The organism is Pseudomonas sp. B10 (genome assembly GCF_900156235.1).
GTDB lineage: Bacteria > Pseudomonadota > Gammaproteobacteria > Pseudomonadales > Pseudomonadaceae > Aquipseudomonas > Aquipseudomonas siliginis.
Genome location: NZ_LT707063.1, coordinates 1,890,012 through 1,904,679, shown reverse-complemented (window position 1 = coordinate 1,904,679; position 14,668 = coordinate 1,890,012). Strand labels below are relative to the sequence as shown.

Sequence of the window (14,668 nt, the reverse complement as noted above, 5' to 3'; positions counted from 1 at the left end):
GCTCATGTCTGCACCGCTGGCCTCACTGAAGATTCTCGATTTCTCCACCTTGCTGCCGGGGCCGTTCGCCTCGTTGCTGCTGGCGGACATGGGCGCCGAGGTGCTGCGCATCGAATCGCCGACGCGTATGGATCTGCTGCGGGTGCTGCCGCCGCATGATGGCGGGGTCTCGGCCAGCCACGCTTATCTGAACCGCAACAAGCGCAGTCTGGCGCTGGACCTGAAACAGCCCGAGGCGCTGCAGATCATCAAGCAACTGCTGGACGAGTACGACATCGTGCTCGAGCAGTTTCGCCCCGGGGTGATGGAGCGCCTGGGCCTGGGTTATGAAGCGTTGAAAGCGATCAATCCAAAGCTGATTTATGTGTCGATCAGCGGTTACGGCCAGACCGGGCCGTACAAGGAGCGCGCCGGGCATGACATCAACTATCTGGCGCTGGCGGGACTCGCCAGTTACACCGGACGCGCCGACAGCGGGCCGTTGCCGCTGGGCATGCAGGTGGCGGACGTGGCGGGCGGCTCGCTACACGGCGTGATCGGCTTGCTGGCAGCGGTGATTGCCCGTCAGCAAACCGGGCAGGGCACCCATCTGGATGTGAGCATGACCGACTGCGCGTTCAGCCTGAACGCCATGGCCGGCGCTGGCTATCTGGCCTGCGGCGCGGAACCCGGTCGGGAAGACCAGATGCTCAATGGCGGCAGCTTTTACGATTATTACCGCACCCGGGATGGGCGCTGGATGTCGGTGGGCAGTCTGGAGCCAGCGTTCATGCAGCAATTGTGCACGGCACTGGGCCGGCCGGAACTGGCCGCGCAGGGGTTGTCGCCCAGGCCTGAGCAACAACAAGCCTTGAAAGAGGCGTTGCGCATCGAATTCGAACGGCATGATTTTGCAGAACTGTGTGAGTTGTTCGCCGGGATCGATGCCTGTGTCGAGCCGGTACTGAGTCTGGGCGAGGCGCTGCGCCATCCGCAGTTGCAGGCGCGGGATCTGGTAACGCAGGTGCCACGCGGCGATGGCACGACGCAGGCGCAGATGGCGTGTCCGTTGAAATTCTCTGAGGCATTGCCGGCGCCAAGGCATGTTGGCGCGGGGTTGGGGCAGCATACGGAGGAGGTGTTGGGGGAGTTGGGACTTAGCCCTTCGAAAATTGAAGACCTGCGTCGCGCCAAAGTCATTCTTTAGCGCCTGTAACGGCCTCATCGCTGGCAAGCCAGCTCCCACAGGTTCCCAGGTGTTCACAAAACCTGTGGGAGCTGGCTTGCCAGCGAAAGGGCCAGTCAGGGCACCGCAGGAACCAACTATTCCACCCGCAGCTCACCACTGAACACCAGCGTACTGCGGCAGCGCCGGCACAGATACCGCCGCCCTTGCCGCACCAGACCATGGCGCTGGGCAGTAAACGGGAAGTCACTGTCGGGGCACGGGCATTTGTAGATGTAGCGGGTCACGCTGCGCCGCTTGATCTCATAGGTATGGCAACGGTCCGGCGGCAATTCGTAGACGCCGCGCATGATCAGTTGCCACTCCTCGCCATGGGGCTGGATGCGGTCGCCGAACAGTTGATGAGCGATCAGGTGGGCGACTTCGTGCGCCACGGTCTGCTTGAGGAAGTGTTCGGTGTTTTCCCGGTACAGCTGCGGGTTGAAGCGCAGCAGGTTCTCGTGCAGATGCGCGACACCGGCTTTCTGCCCGCGCAGCTTGAGACTGACGACGGGGCGTTTGAAGGAGCGTTTGAAAAAGGATTCAGCGAGTTGGTAACAATCTTCGACGCGGGTATTGAGTTGCTCGGGCATGCTTGATGGATCTCCAGAGACGCCGAGTATGCCGCAACCCCGGCGACTTGCGAATCGCCGACCTGCCGAATGGTCGTCGCCCCAACGAGAAGGCCGCCTTGCGGCGGCCTGTATTGGCAGATGTTGTTTTTCTCAGGGAGGAAACAGGTCAGTTGGTATAGACCGGCCCGACACCCAGGCCCCAGACAATCACGGTGAACGCCATGATCGCCACCAGCACCACCAGCCCAACCGCGAGCACCGAGCTGGAAAACAGAAAACCTTCATCCGAAGGGATGTTCATGAAGGTCGGCAAGCCGACATACAACAGATACACCGTGTAGCAGATGGCCGCCGTACCGACGATCATCCCCAGCCACATATGCGGATACAGCGCCGCCAGGCCGCCGACAAACAACGGTGTCGCCGTGTAAGTGGCAAACGCCACGCAACGGGCCAGGCTTGGATTGGCGTCATAGGTGCGCGCCATCCAGTGCACGAAAGCGCCCATCACCGCGACCCCGCCGAGCATCGCCAGGTAGGACATGATGGTCATCCACAAGGCGCTTTCAAACGTGAGCATTACCGGCGCGCGATTGCCGATCACCCAACCGACCTGGGTCGTGCCGATGAACGCCGATACAGCGGGGATCGCCGCCAGAATCAGCGTATGCGTCAGGTACATGTGGCTGATGCTTTCCTCTTGGTCGCCACGAATCTCCTTCCATTCCTGATCGGGGTGGGTAAACAGTCCCACTACGTGATGGATCATGCCATTCACTCCTCTTGTCATTGCCATCGCCCCCCAACGGAGCGCCTACGGGCCAAGATGGCCGAGCAAATACAGGTCTTCAGATGTGTGCGACCTTATGTCGCAGTATAGAAAGGACTCCAACGCACCGGTATGCCGGGCTTAGAGCAAATCGCGCTGTAAACATTGCAGGTAATCGCCTCGGGGTCTTGCGGGGAAGGCATTTTTGGGGTTGAAACACTTTTGTGGCGAGGGGATTTATCCCCGTTCGGCTGCGCAGCAGTCGCCAGGCCATTCACCGCGCAGTGTCAGGCAATACGAGTTCTCAGGTTTTGGGGGGCTGCTTCGCAACCCAGCGGGGATAACTCCCCTCGCCACAGATGCTTCGCGCTACTGGGGTTTTTGCGTAAAATGCCGGCCTTTCGTCACACCTCACGGATTTCGCGTCATGGGCACTCTTACGGTCAACCAGAACAAACTGCAAAAGCGCCTGCGCCGCCTGGCCGGCGAAGCGGTCGCCGATTTCAACATGATCGAAGACGGCGACAAGGTCATGGTCTGCCTGTCCGGGGGCAAGGACAGCTACACCATGCTCGACGTGCTGATGCACCTGCAAAAGGTTGCACCGATCAAGTTCGACATCGTCGCGGTGAACATGGACCAGAAACAGCCGGGCTTTCCCGAGCACGTGCTGCCGGCCTACCTGAAAGAACTGGGCATCGAGTATCACATCGTCGAGAAGGATACTTACTCGGTGGTCAAGGAACTGGTGCCGGAAGGCAAGACCACCTGTTCGCTGTGCTCGCGCCTGCGTCGCGGCACCCTGTACACCTTCGCTGACGAAATCGGCGCGACGAAAATGGCCCTCGGTCATCACCGCGACGACATCGTCGAAACGTTCTTCCTCAACATGTTCTTCAACGGCACCCTGAAAGCGATGCCGCCGAAGCTGCGCGCCGACGATGGCCGCAACGTGGTGATTCGCCCGCTGGCGTACTGCAACGAGAAGGACATTCAGGCCTACTCGGACCTCAAGCAATTCCCGATCATCCCGTGCAACCTCTGCGGCTCACAGGAAAACCTGCAGCGCCAGGTGGTCAAGGAAATGCTCCAAGACTGGGATCGCAAGACCCCGGGCCGCACCGAATCGATTTTCCGCAGCCTGCAGAACGTGGTGCCGTCGCAACTGGCCGACCGCAACCTGTTCGACTTCACCAGCCTGAAGATCGACGAGACCGCGGCTTCGCGTTTCGTCAATGTCGTCAATCTGTAAACACAACCTGTAGAAGCGAGCCCTGTGGCGAGGGGATTCATCCCCGCTGGGGCGCGAAGCGGCCCCAAAATCTCGGGGTCTGCTGCGCAGCCCAGCGGGGATGAATCCCCTCGCCACAGGGGCGTGCTTCTGCAGGTGTTATTCATTTCCAAACCTCAGGAGAGGGCATGCGCGATTACAAGTGGCTGCACGAATACTGTCTGAACCGCTTCGGTTCGGCGGCTGAACTGGAAGCCCATCTGCCCGTTCCCAAGACCCCCGCACAACTGCGCAAGATCCGCGACGACCGCTACCTCTCGACCATGGCCCTGCGGGTTTTTCGCGCCGGGCTCAAGCACAGCCTGGTCGACGCCAAGTGGCCGGCGTTCGAAGAAGTGTTCTTCAAGTTCGATCCGGAAAAAGTCGTGCTGATGAGCGCCGAACACCTTGAGCGCCTGATGCAGGACGCGCGGATCATCCGCCATCTGGGCAAGCTGAAAAGTGTGCCGCGCAATGCGCAGTTCATTCTCGATGTGGAAAAGGACAAGGGCAGCTTCGGCGCGTTGATCGCCGACTGGCCGGTGACCGATATCGTCGGCCTGTGGACGTACCTGAAAAAGCACGGCCACCAACTCGGCGGGCTGTCGGCGCCGCGCTTTTTGCGCATGGTCGGCAAGGACACGTTCGTGCCGAGCTACGACGTGGTCGCGGCGCTGAATGCGCAGAAGATCGTCGACAAAGTGCCGACCAGCCAGCGTGATCTGGCGACGGTGCAGAACGCGTTCAACCAGTGGCACGAACAGAGCGGCGGACGGCCGATGAGCCAGATTTCGATGATGCTCGCCTATACCGTCAACCATTGAGTCAATCCGATCGTTCCCATGCTCCGCGTGGGAATGCCGCCCGGGACGCTCCGCGTCCCTGAGACGCAGAGCGTCTCTGGATGCATTCCCACGCAGAGCGTGGGAACGATCGGTGTAGCAACTGATGGCGGTTGTTTAGGCGACGCTGATCTCGCCTTCGCCAGCCAATTTGCGATTCAACTGATAGCGCCAGCGCACATACAACAGCGCCGAGCAGAACACCGCCAGGCTCGCGGCCATTTCCAGCAGGCCGAACAACTGCCGGTTGGGGTCGTACGCCGCCAGGGCGCCTTTGATGAAATACAGGTTCACCACAAAACACATCCACGAATGGCCACGGGCGCTGCCCATGATCATCGCCGGGGCGAGCACCAGCCACGGGATCAACTCGACCAGCAGAATCACCCAAGGCCGCGCGCCATGCAGATCGGCGAACACCAGGTAATAAACAGCGAGCAAGCCGGCGAGGGCGAAAAAGCTCAGCAGGCTGAGCACGCGCATCGCCTTCACCCGTGGCTCAAGCCACTCTATCGAGGGCAGGACTTTCGGCTTCTTCGCCATCAGCCCACCAGTTTCTGCGCGGTTTTCGCCAGGCGCAGACCGAGTGCGCGACACAGCGCCACTTCGTGCTGGTCGAGACCGTTCTTGCCGTCGGCACCGGCGTGATGGCTGGCGCCATAAGGCGTGCCGCCACCTTCGGTTTCGAGCAGGGCCGATTCGCTGTAGGGCAGGCCGGTGATCAACATGCCGTGATGCAACAGCGGCAACATCATCGACAACAGCGTGGTTTCCTGACCGCCGTGCAGGCTGGCGGTGGAGGTGAACACACCGGCCGGTTTGCCGACCAGCGCGCCAGTCAGCCAGAGGTTGCTGGTGCCGTCGAGGAAGTACTTGAGCGGCGCGGCCATGTTGCCGAAACGCGTCGGACTGCCCAAGGCGAGGCCGGCGCAGTTCTTCAGATCATCGAGGCTGGCGTAGAGCGCGCCTTCAGCGGGAATGTCCGCCGCCACCGCTTCGCACTCGGTGGAAATCGCCGGCACCGTACGCAGACGCGCTTCCATTCCGGCCTGCTCGACGCCACGGGCGATTTGCCGGGCCATCTCGTTGGTCGAACCGTTGCGGCTGTAATAGAGAACCAGAATGTACGGCGTGCTCATGGCAACAACTCCAGCACGTTTTCCGGTGGGCGACCGATGACGGCTTTGTCGCCGACTTCCAGAATCGGCCGCTCCATGAGTTTCGGGTGCGCGGCGATGGCGTCGATCAGCTGCTGCTCGCTGAGACTGGCGTCGGCCAGGTTCAGGGTTTTGTATTCCTCTTCACCGCTGCGCAGCAGCTGCCGCGCGCTGATCCCGAGCTTGCCGAGCAGGGCCTTGATCTGCGTGGCGCTGAGCGGCGTTTCCAGGTAGCGCACGACAGTCGGAGTCAAGCCGCGGGCTTCGAGCAGTTCCAGCGCGCCGCGGGATTTCGAGCAGCGCGGATTGTGATAAAGCGTCAGATCGGTCATGGCGGGTCGCTTCTGGCGTAAAGTGGCGGCTATTCTAACTGTGCGGCGCGCAATCCAGAACCGTCAGAGGCGATGGGTCGCAGGCGCTTTCGAATTTTCACAAGGAACACGACATGACACGGCGATTGGCAGCGGCATTGACGATAATCGGGGCGTTGATGCTGGGGGGCTGCGGCAATGATTACGGCATCGACCAGAACGGCCAGAAGGTAGCGTCCGAACGTCTGGACAAGCAGTGGGTGGTGCTCAATTACTGGGCCGAATGGTGTGGCCCGTGCCGCACGGAAATTCCCGAGTTGAATCATTTGGCTGATGAGCTCAAGAGCAAGAATGTCGGGGTGTTCGGGGTCAATTTCGACAACGTGCAGGGCGCGGAGTTGAAAGAGGCGAGCGAAAAACTCGGCATCAAGTTCACCGTGCTGGCGCAGGATCCGGCCGAGCTGTTCGACCTGCCGCGCAGTGAGGCGCTGCCGGTGACGTTCATCATCGATGACAAGGGCAAGGTGCGCGAGCAGTTGCTGGGTGAGCAGACGGCGGCGGGCGTGATGGCGAAGCTGGAGGCGTTGCGGAACAAGTAACCTGTGGCGAGGGGATTCATCCCCGTTGGGCTGCGTAGCAGCCCTGAATTTGCAGTTCGCCTGGAACTGCGCACGCGACCGCTTCGCGACCCAACGGGGATGAATCCCCTCGCCACAGTCCCCTGTGGGCGTAGAAGGGGCTCAGCCCTCTTCCAGCCACCAGCGCAACGGTTTGCCTTGAGCCGGCCAGAAGCGCACCTGCTCAATGGGCGAAATGTCCCAGCGCTCGACTTTTTCCAGCGCCTGCAAAAAGCGTTGTTCCTGCTCCATCAACGCCGGGGCGCAGAGCTTGCGGGTCTTGCCGATCTTGCCGAAGCTCAGCTTGTCGCCGTCCTGCGTGTAAGGCGCGAACCAATGGTTGCAGCCGCCGTTGCCGTAGGCGCGGCCGTCATCGCCAAGGGTCACGGTCAGATGGCTGTAATCCATCAGTGGCCGCTCGCCGATCCATTCCAGAATGTAGCTGCGGTTGTGCTGCAGCTGCACCGGCTCTGCGGCGCAACCGACCAGGCCGACACCGAACAGTACGGTCAGGGCGAGCCGTTTCATCACGCAGGCTCCTGGCATTTCGGGCACAGGTGCTTGTCGCCGACGGCTTTCCAGCCCAGCTCGGCGATGCGCGCGGTGGCGGCGGGTTTCTCGGCGGACTTGCCGAGTTTGGCATCCACGGCGAATTCGAAGCTCAGCTCTTTCGCGCAGCTGTCGCAGTTGACCTGCCAGGTGTGAATGGCCAGTTCGCCGAACACCGGGCCTGTGGTCATCGCGGTCCATTGGCCTGGCGGATTGATCAGGTGGCGGACCGTGTCGACGGTCAGGCGCATGGACAAATCCTTGCTGCCTTTGAGCGTGACCAACAGGGCATCGCCGATGCGGATCGAGCCACCGTTGCCGGTCACCTGATAGCGGCCCGGAACCAGGGCGCGGCATTCGGTGAGGGTGTGTTGCGGGTTCATCAGGGTGTAGCGGAAATCGTGTTCGACCATGGGTCCTCCAAATATGCGCGACATGCTAGCACGGGCTCGATTGCAGAATGATGCACGCGTGCGACCTTCGATCCGGTTCAAATGCAGCGACAGTCATGGCAAACTGCCGGCCCCCGAATCTGAAGGAACGGAACATGGCGCTGATCGAATGTTATGAATGCAAGCGGAGCATCAGTTCCGAAGCGCTGGTGTGCATTCACTGCGGCGCGCCGATGGCCGAGCACGCCACCACGCAGGCGCAATCGACGGCGGCACCGGTGCAAGCCTCGACGATTTCCTTCGGCAGCCTGCCACGCAACAACGCAGTGCCCGAGGCGGTTGCGCCGCCAGTGTCCGAGCCTTTACCCAAAGTGATGCCGGCAGCAGCAGGGCGTCGCCGTCGTCAGCAGGCCGCAGAACAGGCCCGCGAGGAGCAGCAACCGCTCAATCCCGATGGCAGTCGCCCGGTGGAAGGCTGGCTGAAAATCATGGTGTTTCTGCTACCGGCGTTTTTCGTCTGGTTCCTGCTGCGCAACGGCCACTCCAGCAAGCAGCGCCTGCTCGGGTTCGGCTGGCTGGGCTTGCTGATCCTGGCGTCTTCGCTGTCCAAGTAAAACCGTTCAACCCTCGACCTGGTTCTGCGGCGCACCTGCCGCCCAGGTCGCGATGTTGTGCAGGGTGGTCGCGGCAATCGCGCCCAATGCTTCGCGGGTCAGAAACGCCTGATGCGCGGTGATGATCACGTTGGGAAACGTCAGCAGACGCGCCAGCACATCGTCCTGCAACGGCAGGTCGGAGCGATCCTCGAAAAACAGCTGCGCCTCTTCCTCGTACACATCCAGCCCCAGATAACCGAGTTGGCCGTCCTTCAGCGCGTCGATCAGTGCCGGCGTGTCCACCAGCCCGCCACGCCCGGTGTTGATCAGCATCGCCCCCGCCTGCATGTGCGCCAGTGAATCGCGATTGATCAGGTGCTTGCTCTGCTCGTTGAGCGGGCAATGCAGGCTGATGATCCGCGACTGCGCGAGCAACTCCGGCAGGCTCAGATAACGTGCGCCCAACGCCTGCACCTCGGGATTGGGATACGGATCGTAGGCCAGCAATTCACAGCCGAAGCCGTGCATGATTTTCGCGAAGGTCGCACCAATCTGCCCGGTGCCGACGATGCCGACGGTTTTGCCGACCAGATCGAAACCGGTCAGGCCATGCAGGCTGAAATCGCCTTCGCGGGTGCGGTTGTAGGCGCGATGCAAACGACGATTAAGGGCGAGGATCAGCGCCACCGCATGTTCGGCCACGGCGTGCGGCGAGTAGGCCGGGACACGCACGACGGCCAGGCCAAGGCGTTTCGCCGCTGGCAGGTCGACATGGTTGTAACCCGCCGAACGCAGGGCAATCAGCCGCGTGCCGCCAGCCGCGAGGCGTTCCAGCACCGGGGCGCTGAGATCGTCATTGATGAACGCGCAGACCACTTCGTGCTGCTCGGCCAGCGCCGCCGTATCGAGGCTCAGTCGCGCCGCTTGAAAATGCAATTCAAGCCCGGCCGGGCAGTCGGCGCCGAGGAAGCTGTCGTGGTCGTAGGTCTGGCTGCTGAAAATGATCGTGCGCATGAATCCTCCTGGAACATCGACGCGGGCCGCAATGGCCCGCGACAACTGTAGCGCTTTGCGCGTGCAGCGCCTTGCCGTGGATCAGGCGCTGATGCGCGCCTGCGCCGCGAGTCGATTGATCGAGCGCTCCAGCTCATCCAGCGCGGCAGCGGCTTTCGGATCGTCCTGCTTGAGCAGGGTTTCGCTGCGCTGGCAGGCGGCGCGCAGTTGTGGCACGCCGCAATAACGGGTCGCGCCATGCAAACGGTGCACGCGTTCGAGCAGAGCATTCTGGTCATGGCTGTCACGGGCGGCGCGAATCGCTTCGCGGTCGGCTTCCAGCGACGCCAGCAGCATGGCGAGCATGTCTGCCGCCAGATCCGCCTTGCCCGCCGCCAGACGCAAGCCTTCTTCGTGATCGAGCACTGGCAGTTCCTGCTGACTCGCCGCGCTGTCGCCGCTGCGCTCCGGCGCCTGATTGCGCAGGGCCAGCCCGGTCCATTTCAACACCACCTGAGCCAGTTGCCGCTCACTGATCGGTTTGGTCAGGTAGTCGTCCATGCCGCTTTGCAGCAGCGCGCGTTTTTCATTGGCCATGGCGTGGGCGGTGAGGGCGACGATCGGCAGCGGTGTGCAATGCCGCTCGCTTTCCCACTGGCGAATGGTTTCGGTGGTCTGGCGACCGTCCATGCCCGGCATCTGCACGTCCATCAACACCAGATCGAAAGATTCGCTCTGCACGGCTTTGACGGCCGCGTAACCGCTTTCGACCGCGAGCACGCGGGCGCCCATGTCTTCGAGCAGGGTCTGCACCAGCAACAGATTCGCCGGGTTGTCGTCGACACACAGCACGCGCGGCGCACGGCTGGACAGCGGCTCGCCCGGTTCGCTGCGGGGCTGGCGCGGATTGACCAGATCGGACAACGCCCGGCGCAGCTTGCGCGTACACGCCGGTTTGGCTTGCAGCTGGCTGTGCGGGTTGGGTACCGACAGGTGAAACAGCGTCTGTTCGGTGGTCGGGCACAGCACCAGCACTTTGCAGCCCAGATGTTCAAGGTCCCAGATGTGCTGGTTCAAGCGTTCCGGGAGCATATCGTTGCTGGTGATGCCGATCACCGCCAGATCGATCGCCTGATCGGTCTGATGCGCGCCGGTGACGCCATTGCTCAGGCTCTCCAGAGTATTGAACGGCGTAACTTGCAGTCCGCAGTCTTCCAGCTGATGTTGCAAGGCCTGACGCGCCAGTTCGTGATTTTCCAGCACCGCCACACGGCGCCCGAGCAATGGCGCGGCGGGCAGGTCTTCGGCGTCGTCGCGGGTCTTGGGCAGGCTCAGGCTGATCCAGAATTCCGAGCCCTCGCCCGGCGTGCTGTCGACGCCGATCTCGCCGCCCATCTGCTCGATCAGGCGCTTGGAAATCACCAGCCCCAGACCGGTGCCGCCGGGTTGGCGCGACAGCGAATTGTCGGCCTGACTGAAAGCCTGGAACAGCGCGCGCACATCCTGACTCGACAGACCGATGCCGGTGTCCTGAATGCTGATGCGCAGTTGCACGCTGTCTTCGTGTTCGTCTTCGAGCATCGCCCGGGCGACGATGGTGCCTTCGCGGGTGAACTTGATCGCGTTGCTGACCAGGTTGGTGAGGATCTGCTTCAGGCGCAGCGGATCGCCGACCAGCGACAGCGGTGTATCGCGATAGACCAGGCTGACCAGCTCAAGCTGCTTGGCGTGCGCCGCCGGGGCGAGGATGGTCAGGGTGTCCTGCAACAGATCACGCAGGTTGAACGGAATGTGGTCGAGAACCAGTTTGCCGGCCTCGATCTTCGAGAAGTCGAGAATCTCGTTGATGATCCCCAACAGGCTGTCGGCGGACTTTTCGATAGTGCCCAGATAGTCGAGCTGGCGCGGGGTCAGTTCGCTTTTCTGCAACAGGTGAGTGAAGCCGAGAATGCCGTTCAGCGGCGTGCGGATCTCGTGGCTCATGTTGGCGAGGAATTCGGATTTGATCCGGCTGGCTTCCAGCGCTTCTTTGCGCGCCAGGTCCAGTTCGATGTTCTGGATCTCGATGGTTTCCAGATTCTGCCGCACGTCTTCGGTGGCCTGATCGACGCTGTGCTGCAATTCTTCGCGAGCATTCTGCAAGGTGCCGGCCATGCGGTTGATACCCGAGGCCAGTTCGTCCAGCTCTTGGCTGCCAAGGGGCGGCAAACGGGTTTCCAGATGACCGTCCTTGAGTTGCGCGACCGCTTGTTTGATCTGGCTCAGCGGACGGTTGATGGTGCGGCCCATGCGCAACGCGAGAAGGGCGGCGCCGGCAAGTCCGGCGGCGATCAGCAGCAGGCTGGCGAACAGGCTGCGATAGCCGCGCAGCAACATGCCGTTGTGCGACAGCTCCAGCTCGACCCAGCCGAGCAGGCGTTCGGATTCTTCGGGAATGATTTCACCGGCGAGGTTGCGGTGCTTGCCGAACACCGGCATCAGGTAGCGCGTCGCGTCATTGCCGCTGCGTCGTTGCAGCAGCGCGCTGTCGCCGCTCGGGGCCTGATTGAGCATGGTCGGGCCGGCGTGGGCCAGTGGCGAGCGGTCCGCCGCGAGGAAGGTCACCGCGCGCACGTCGGGTTGTTCAAGGGACTGGGTGGCGATGCGTTCAAGCAGATCGGCGTCGCCGTGGCCCATCGCCGGCGCCACCAACGGCGCCAGTTGCTCGGCGATCATTTCGCCGCGCTGCATCAATTGGCTGTGCAGGTCGGTCTGCTGCGTCCAGGTGAAATAGCCACCCAGCACCAGCGCCATCAGGCTGGTCGGCAACAAGGTCAGCAACAGCACGCGACCTTTGATTCCCAGTTTCTTGAGCACGCCTATCTCCCGCATCCCGCTGATCTGTTGACACATGCGTGCATCCGGCACGCGACATGGGCGCAGTGTAGCGATTTGCAGGCGGGCAATCTTGCGGAAAATGCAGCGCCGCCGACGCACGCGCTCGTCCGACAGGCCAAGCTTGTGTTGCCCGCTGTCGGACAATCTTGAATAATCCGCCAACTGAGAATTAGTTGCAGATACTTATGACTCCCGTTTCCGTTGGCCAGCCACGCATCCTTTCCATTGAAGACGACCCGGTCCTCGGCGCGTATGTGCACGAGCATCTGGGCCGCAGCGGTTTTCAGGTGACCTGGTGCCAGAACGGCCAGGAAGGTCTGAACATCGCCCAGCGTCAGCCTTTCGACGTGGTGCTGATGGATATCCTGCTGCCGGGGCTCGATGGTCTGCAGTTGTTGACGCAATTGCGGCAGAGCCATTCGACGCCGGTGCTGCTGATGTCGGCGCTGGGTGCCGAGGCCGACCGCATCAGCGGTTTCCGCCTCGGCGCTGATGACTATCTGCCCAAGCCGTTCAGCATGGCCGAGTTGCATGTGCGCATCGAAGCGATCCTGCGTCGGGTGGCGCTGGATCGGCGCCCGCCTGCGGTTACCGCTGCGGTGGTCAGCGGCGCGCTGCGTTTCGATGACGAACAGTGCGACGTGTTTTTCCGCGAGCAAGCGGCCGGGTTGACCCGCAGCGAATTCCGTCTGCTGGAAACCCTGCATCGCAACAACGAGGAAGTACTGAGCAAGGCCTTCCTTTATCAGCACGTCCTGCAACGCGGCTTTGCGGCGCACGATCGCAGCCTCGACATGCACATCAGCCAGATCCGTCGCAAACTCAAAGCCATCGGTTACACCGAGCGTGAAGTGCGCACGGTGTGGGGCAAGGGCTATGTCTTGAGTGGCGCCGATGAAACTGTCTGAACTGCCGGGGCGGCATTCGCTGTTCTGGAAACTGGCGTGCCTGCTGGTGGCGTTCTGTCTGCTGATGATCTGGCTGAGCTGGTCGTGGGGCCGCTACATGGAGGAGCGCAATCAGTTCCTCTCCAGTGACGCCCGCAGCACCCTCAGCCGTTACGCCGCGCAAGCCGAAAAGGCGTGGCAGCGCGGCGGGCGCAATGGCGTCGATGACTGGTTGCAAAGCATGGAATTGCGCGAGGCCAGTTGGGTCGGGGTGATCGGCGCTGATTTGCAGTCGCTGAGCAGCCAGCCGTTGAACGCGGCAGAGGTGCAGCACCTGACCTTTTTGCGCGGCCTCGACTGGCCGATCCACAAGAAGGGCCGACCTTGGCTGCGGGTGCCGTTCCCGCAGGATCCGGCCGCCGGCATTCTGGTCATCGAGTTGCCTGAACGTTTTGTGCCAGGCAAGTACCGGGTGTTCTGGCGGGTAATCACCAACGGCGTGATTCCCGGGCTGTTCACTTTGTTGTTATGTGTCGGCCTGTATCGCCTACTGGTGGTGCCGCTGAACAACCTGCGCGAACAGGCCAACGCCTGGCGCGCCGACCAGTTGAATGTGCGCCTGTCGAGCGGCATCACCCAGCGCCCGGATGAACTCGGTGAACTGGCGCGGGCCTTCGATTCCATGTCCGAGCGTCTGCAAACCACGGTCGCCTTGCAGCAACAGTTATTGCGTGACTTGTCCCACGAACTGCGCACGCCGCTGAGCCGCCTGCGCGTGGCCAGTGAAAGCGAACAGGGCCTGGCGCAATTGCGCGAGCGCATCGGCCGCGAAGTCGACGGCATGCAGCGGCTGGTCGAAGACACCCTGCAACTGGCCTGGCTCGACACCGACCGCTCGCCGTTACCAAATGAAGCGATCCAGATTCAGGCACTGTGGGAAATGATCACCGACAACGCCTGTTATGAAAGCGGCTGGCCGAGCCTGCAATTGCAATGCTCGGTCGAAGCTTCGTGTTGGGTGCGCGGCAATCTCAATACCCTCGCGCAAGCGCTGGAAAACATCCTGCGCAATGCCATTCGTCACTCGCCCGAGGGCGGGATTGTGCGTCTCGATGCACGGCGTGATGGCGAGTATTGGCATTTGTGGCTGGAGGATCAGGGCGGCGGCGTGGCTGACGAAGATCTGCAGCGAATCTTTTCGCCGTTCATTCGATTGGACGGATCGAGACCCGGGGATGGTGGCTTTGGCTTGGGTTTGAGCATTGCGCGTAATGCGGTGCAGCGCCAGGGCGGGTTGCTCTGGGCGGAAAATACCGGGGCGGGGCTGCGGTTGAATTTGCGCTTGTTGGCAGATGATGGTGGCGCACCGACTGGCGCTATCGCTGGCAAGCCAGCTCCCACAGGGAGTTTCTGCCAAACACAAATCGTGTGAAGACTCGGTCTCTGTGGGAGCTGGCTTGCCAGCGATGAGGCCATCCGCATCGCTGCAGATGAAGTCTGGCGAACTTAAATGTCTCACCACTGGTTGGACTGTTGTCCCTTATTCCCATAAACCATAAGCACCGCACTTTGCGTGATATGGCCTGCGCGGGTTTGCCGGTATGATAGGCGCCCCCGCACGTCTGGATT

The 14,668-nt window shown here is 61.9% G+C and carries 16 protein-coding genes; 7 read left to right on the top strand and 9 right to left on the bottom strand.

The genetic code is table 11. The features are described from left to right. Nucleotides 1-4 precede the first annotated feature (4 nt). The gene (locus tag BXA01_RS08535) at nt 5-1,186 is read left to right on the top strand and encodes a CaiB/BaiF CoA transferase family protein (protein ID WP_076563851.1); all 1,182 of its coding nucleotides are present in this window, start codon (nt 5-7) and stop codon (nt 1,184-1,186) included. 116 nt (nt 1,187-1,302) lie between these two features. Here the strand turns inward: BXA01_RS08535 and BXA01_RS08530 are convergent, their stop codons facing one another. Beyond that, nucleotides 1,303-1,797: a SprT family zinc-dependent metalloprotease gene (locus BXA01_RS08530; protein WP_076563850.1), complete on the bottom strand. Its 495-nt coding sequence runs from the start codon at nt 1,795-1,797 to the stop codon at nt 1,303-1,305. A gap of 148 nt (nt 1,798-1,945) precedes the next feature. After that, nucleotides 1,946-2,548, bottom strand: coding sequence for a Yip1 family protein (locus BXA01_RS08525; RefSeq protein ID WP_016773629.1), 603 nt, complete (start codon nt 2,546-2,548; stop codon nt 1,946-1,948). 427 nt (nt 2,549-2,975) lie between these two features. On the opposite strand from BXA01_RS08525, the gene ttcA reads away from it, so the two are divergent. Then, the gene (gene ttcA / locus BXA01_RS08520; RefSeq protein ID WP_024013975.1) at nt 2,976-3,800 is read left to right on the top strand and encodes a tRNA 2-thiocytidine(32) synthetase TtcA; all 825 of its coding nucleotides are present in this window, start codon (nt 2,976-2,978) and stop codon (nt 3,798-3,800) included. 167 nt (nt 3,801-3,967) lie between these two features. Beyond that, nucleotides 3,968-4,642, top strand: a complete 675-nt coding sequence (locus tag BXA01_RS08515) for a DNA-3-methyladenine glycosylase I (RefSeq protein ID WP_016773632.1) — start codon at nt 3,968-3,970, stop codon at nt 4,640-4,642. Between the two features lie 135 nt (nt 4,643-4,777). On the opposite strand, the gene BXA01_RS08510 is transcribed toward BXA01_RS08515, so the two are convergent. Genes BXA01_RS08510 through arsC form a run of 3 tightly spaced genes read right to left on the bottom strand, consistent with a single transcriptional unit; the run spans nt 4,778 to nt 6,149 of the window. Continuing rightward, entirely contained in the window at nt 4,778-5,203 is a 426-nt protein-coding gene (locus BXA01_RS08510; protein WP_076563849.1) for a DUF2069 domain-containing protein, read from the bottom strand. After that, nucleotides 5,203-5,799, bottom strand: coding sequence for an NAD(P)H:quinone oxidoreductase (gene wrbA, locus BXA01_RS08505; RefSeq protein ID WP_076563848.1), 597 nt, complete (start codon nt 5,797-5,799; stop codon nt 5,203-5,205). Before wrbA ends, BXA01_RS08510 begins: the two co-directional genes overlap by 1 nt. Continuing rightward, nucleotides 5,796-6,149 (bottom strand): arsenate reductase (glutaredoxin), encoded by a 354-nt coding sequence (arsC, locus tag BXA01_RS08500; protein ID WP_016773635.1) that lies wholly within the window; start codon nt 6,147-6,149, stop codon nt 5,796-5,798. The genes wrbA and arsC overlap by 4 nt, the downstream gene beginning before the upstream one ends. Before the next feature lie 113 nt (nt 6,150-6,262). Between arsC and BXA01_RS08495 the strand changes: the two genes are divergently transcribed. Then, complete coding sequence (locus BXA01_RS08495; RefSeq protein WP_073472190.1) at nt 6,263-6,727, top strand: TlpA disulfide reductase family protein; 465 nt, start codon at nt 6,263-6,265, stop codon at nt 6,725-6,727. A gap of 141 nt (nt 6,728-6,868) precedes the next feature. Here the strand turns inward: BXA01_RS08495 and BXA01_RS08490 are convergent, their stop codons facing one another. Together BXA01_RS08490 and BXA01_RS08485 are read right to left on the bottom strand one after the other, a co-directional pair. Continuing rightward, the gene (locus BXA01_RS08490) at nt 6,869-7,273 is read right to left on the bottom strand and encodes an META domain-containing protein (protein WP_076563847.1); all 405 of its coding nucleotides are present in this window, start codon (nt 7,271-7,273) and stop codon (nt 6,869-6,871) included. Beyond that, a complete protein-coding gene (locus BXA01_RS08485; protein ID WP_016773638.1) occupies nt 7,273-7,707 on the bottom strand; it encodes a hypothetical protein in 435 nt (144 codons plus the stop codon). Before BXA01_RS08485 ends, BXA01_RS08490 begins: the two co-directional genes overlap by 1 nt. A 134-nt stretch (nt 7,708-7,841) precedes the next feature. Between BXA01_RS08485 and BXA01_RS08480 the strand changes: the two genes are divergently transcribed. Then, nucleotides 7,842-8,300 (top strand): hypothetical protein, encoded by a 459-nt coding sequence (locus BXA01_RS08480; protein WP_076563846.1) that lies wholly within the window; start codon nt 7,842-7,844, stop codon nt 8,298-8,300. A gap of 6 nt (nt 8,301-8,306) precedes the next feature. Here BXA01_RS08480 and BXA01_RS08475 read toward each other — a convergent pair whose 3' ends face one another. Then, complete coding sequence (locus BXA01_RS08475; protein ID WP_076563845.1) at nt 8,307-9,296, bottom strand: 2-hydroxyacid dehydrogenase; 990 nt, start codon at nt 9,294-9,296, stop codon at nt 8,307-8,309. Nucleotides 9,297-9,377: 81 nt separating this feature from the next. Beyond that, nucleotides 9,378-12,131: a response regulator gene (locus tag BXA01_RS08470; RefSeq protein ID WP_051600774.1), complete on the bottom strand. Its 2,754-nt coding sequence runs from the start codon at nt 12,129-12,131 to the stop codon at nt 9,378-9,380. A gap of 206 nt (nt 12,132-12,337) precedes the next feature. Here BXA01_RS08470 and BXA01_RS08465 point away from each other — a divergent pair, with 206 nt between their 5' ends. Next, nucleotides 12,338-13,060, top strand: a complete 723-nt coding sequence (locus BXA01_RS08465) for a response regulator transcription factor (protein WP_076563844.1) — start codon at nt 12,338-12,340, stop codon at nt 13,058-13,060. After that, nucleotides 13,047-14,471, top strand: coding sequence for a sensor histidine kinase (locus BXA01_RS08460; protein ID WP_076563843.1), 1,425 nt, complete (start codon nt 13,047-13,049; stop codon nt 14,469-14,471). Before BXA01_RS08465 ends, BXA01_RS08460 begins: the two co-directional genes overlap by 14 nt. Nucleotides 14,472-14,668: the final 197 nt, after the last annotated feature.

Coding starts and splice junctions, on each gene's coding strand:
- BXA01_RS08535 (WP_076563851.1), top strand. CDS start 5: ATGTCTGCACCGCTGGCCTCACTGAAGATTCTCGATTTCTCCACCTTG.
- BXA01_RS08530 (WP_076563850.1), bottom strand. CDS start 1,797: ATGCCCGAGCAACTCAATACCCGCGTCGAAGATTGTTACCAACTCGCT.
- BXA01_RS08525 (WP_016773629.1), bottom strand. CDS start 2,548: ATGATCCATCACGTAGTGGGACTGTTTACCCACCCCGATCAGGAATGG.
- ttcA (WP_024013975.1), top strand. CDS start 2,976: ATGGGCACTCTTACGGTCAACCAGAACAAACTGCAAAAGCGCCTGCGC.
- BXA01_RS08515 (WP_016773632.1), top strand. CDS start 3,968: ATGCGCGATTACAAGTGGCTGCACGAATACTGTCTGAACCGCTTCGGT.
- BXA01_RS08510 (WP_076563849.1), bottom strand. CDS start 5,203: ATGGCGAAGAAGCCGAAAGTCCTGCCCTCGATAGAGTGGCTTGAGCCA.
- wrbA (WP_076563848.1), bottom strand. CDS start 5,799: ATGAGCACGCCGTACATTCTGGTTCTCTATTACAGCCGCAACGGTTCG.
- arsC (WP_016773635.1), bottom strand. CDS start 6,149: ATGACCGATCTGACGCTTTATCACAATCCGCGCTGCTCGAAATCCCGC.
- BXA01_RS08495 (WP_073472190.1), top strand. CDS start 6,263: ATGACACGGCGATTGGCAGCGGCATTGACGATAATCGGGGCGTTGATG.
- BXA01_RS08490 (WP_076563847.1), bottom strand. CDS start 7,273: ATGAAACGGCTCGCCCTGACCGTACTGTTCGGTGTCGGCCTGGTCGGT.
- BXA01_RS08485 (WP_016773638.1), bottom strand. CDS start 7,707: ATGGTCGAACACGATTTCCGCTACACCCTGATGAACCCGCAACACACC.
- BXA01_RS08480 (WP_076563846.1), top strand. CDS start 7,842: ATGGCGCTGATCGAATGTTATGAATGCAAGCGGAGCATCAGTTCCGAA.
- BXA01_RS08475 (WP_076563845.1), bottom strand. CDS start 9,296: ATGCGCACGATCATTTTCAGCAGCCAGACCTACGACCACGACAGCTTC.
- BXA01_RS08465 (WP_076563844.1), top strand. CDS start 12,338: ATGACTCCCGTTTCCGTTGGCCAGCCACGCATCCTTTCCATTGAAGAC.
- BXA01_RS08460 (WP_076563843.1), top strand. CDS start 13,047: ATGAAACTGTCTGAACTGCCGGGGCGGCATTCGCTGTTCTGGAAACTG.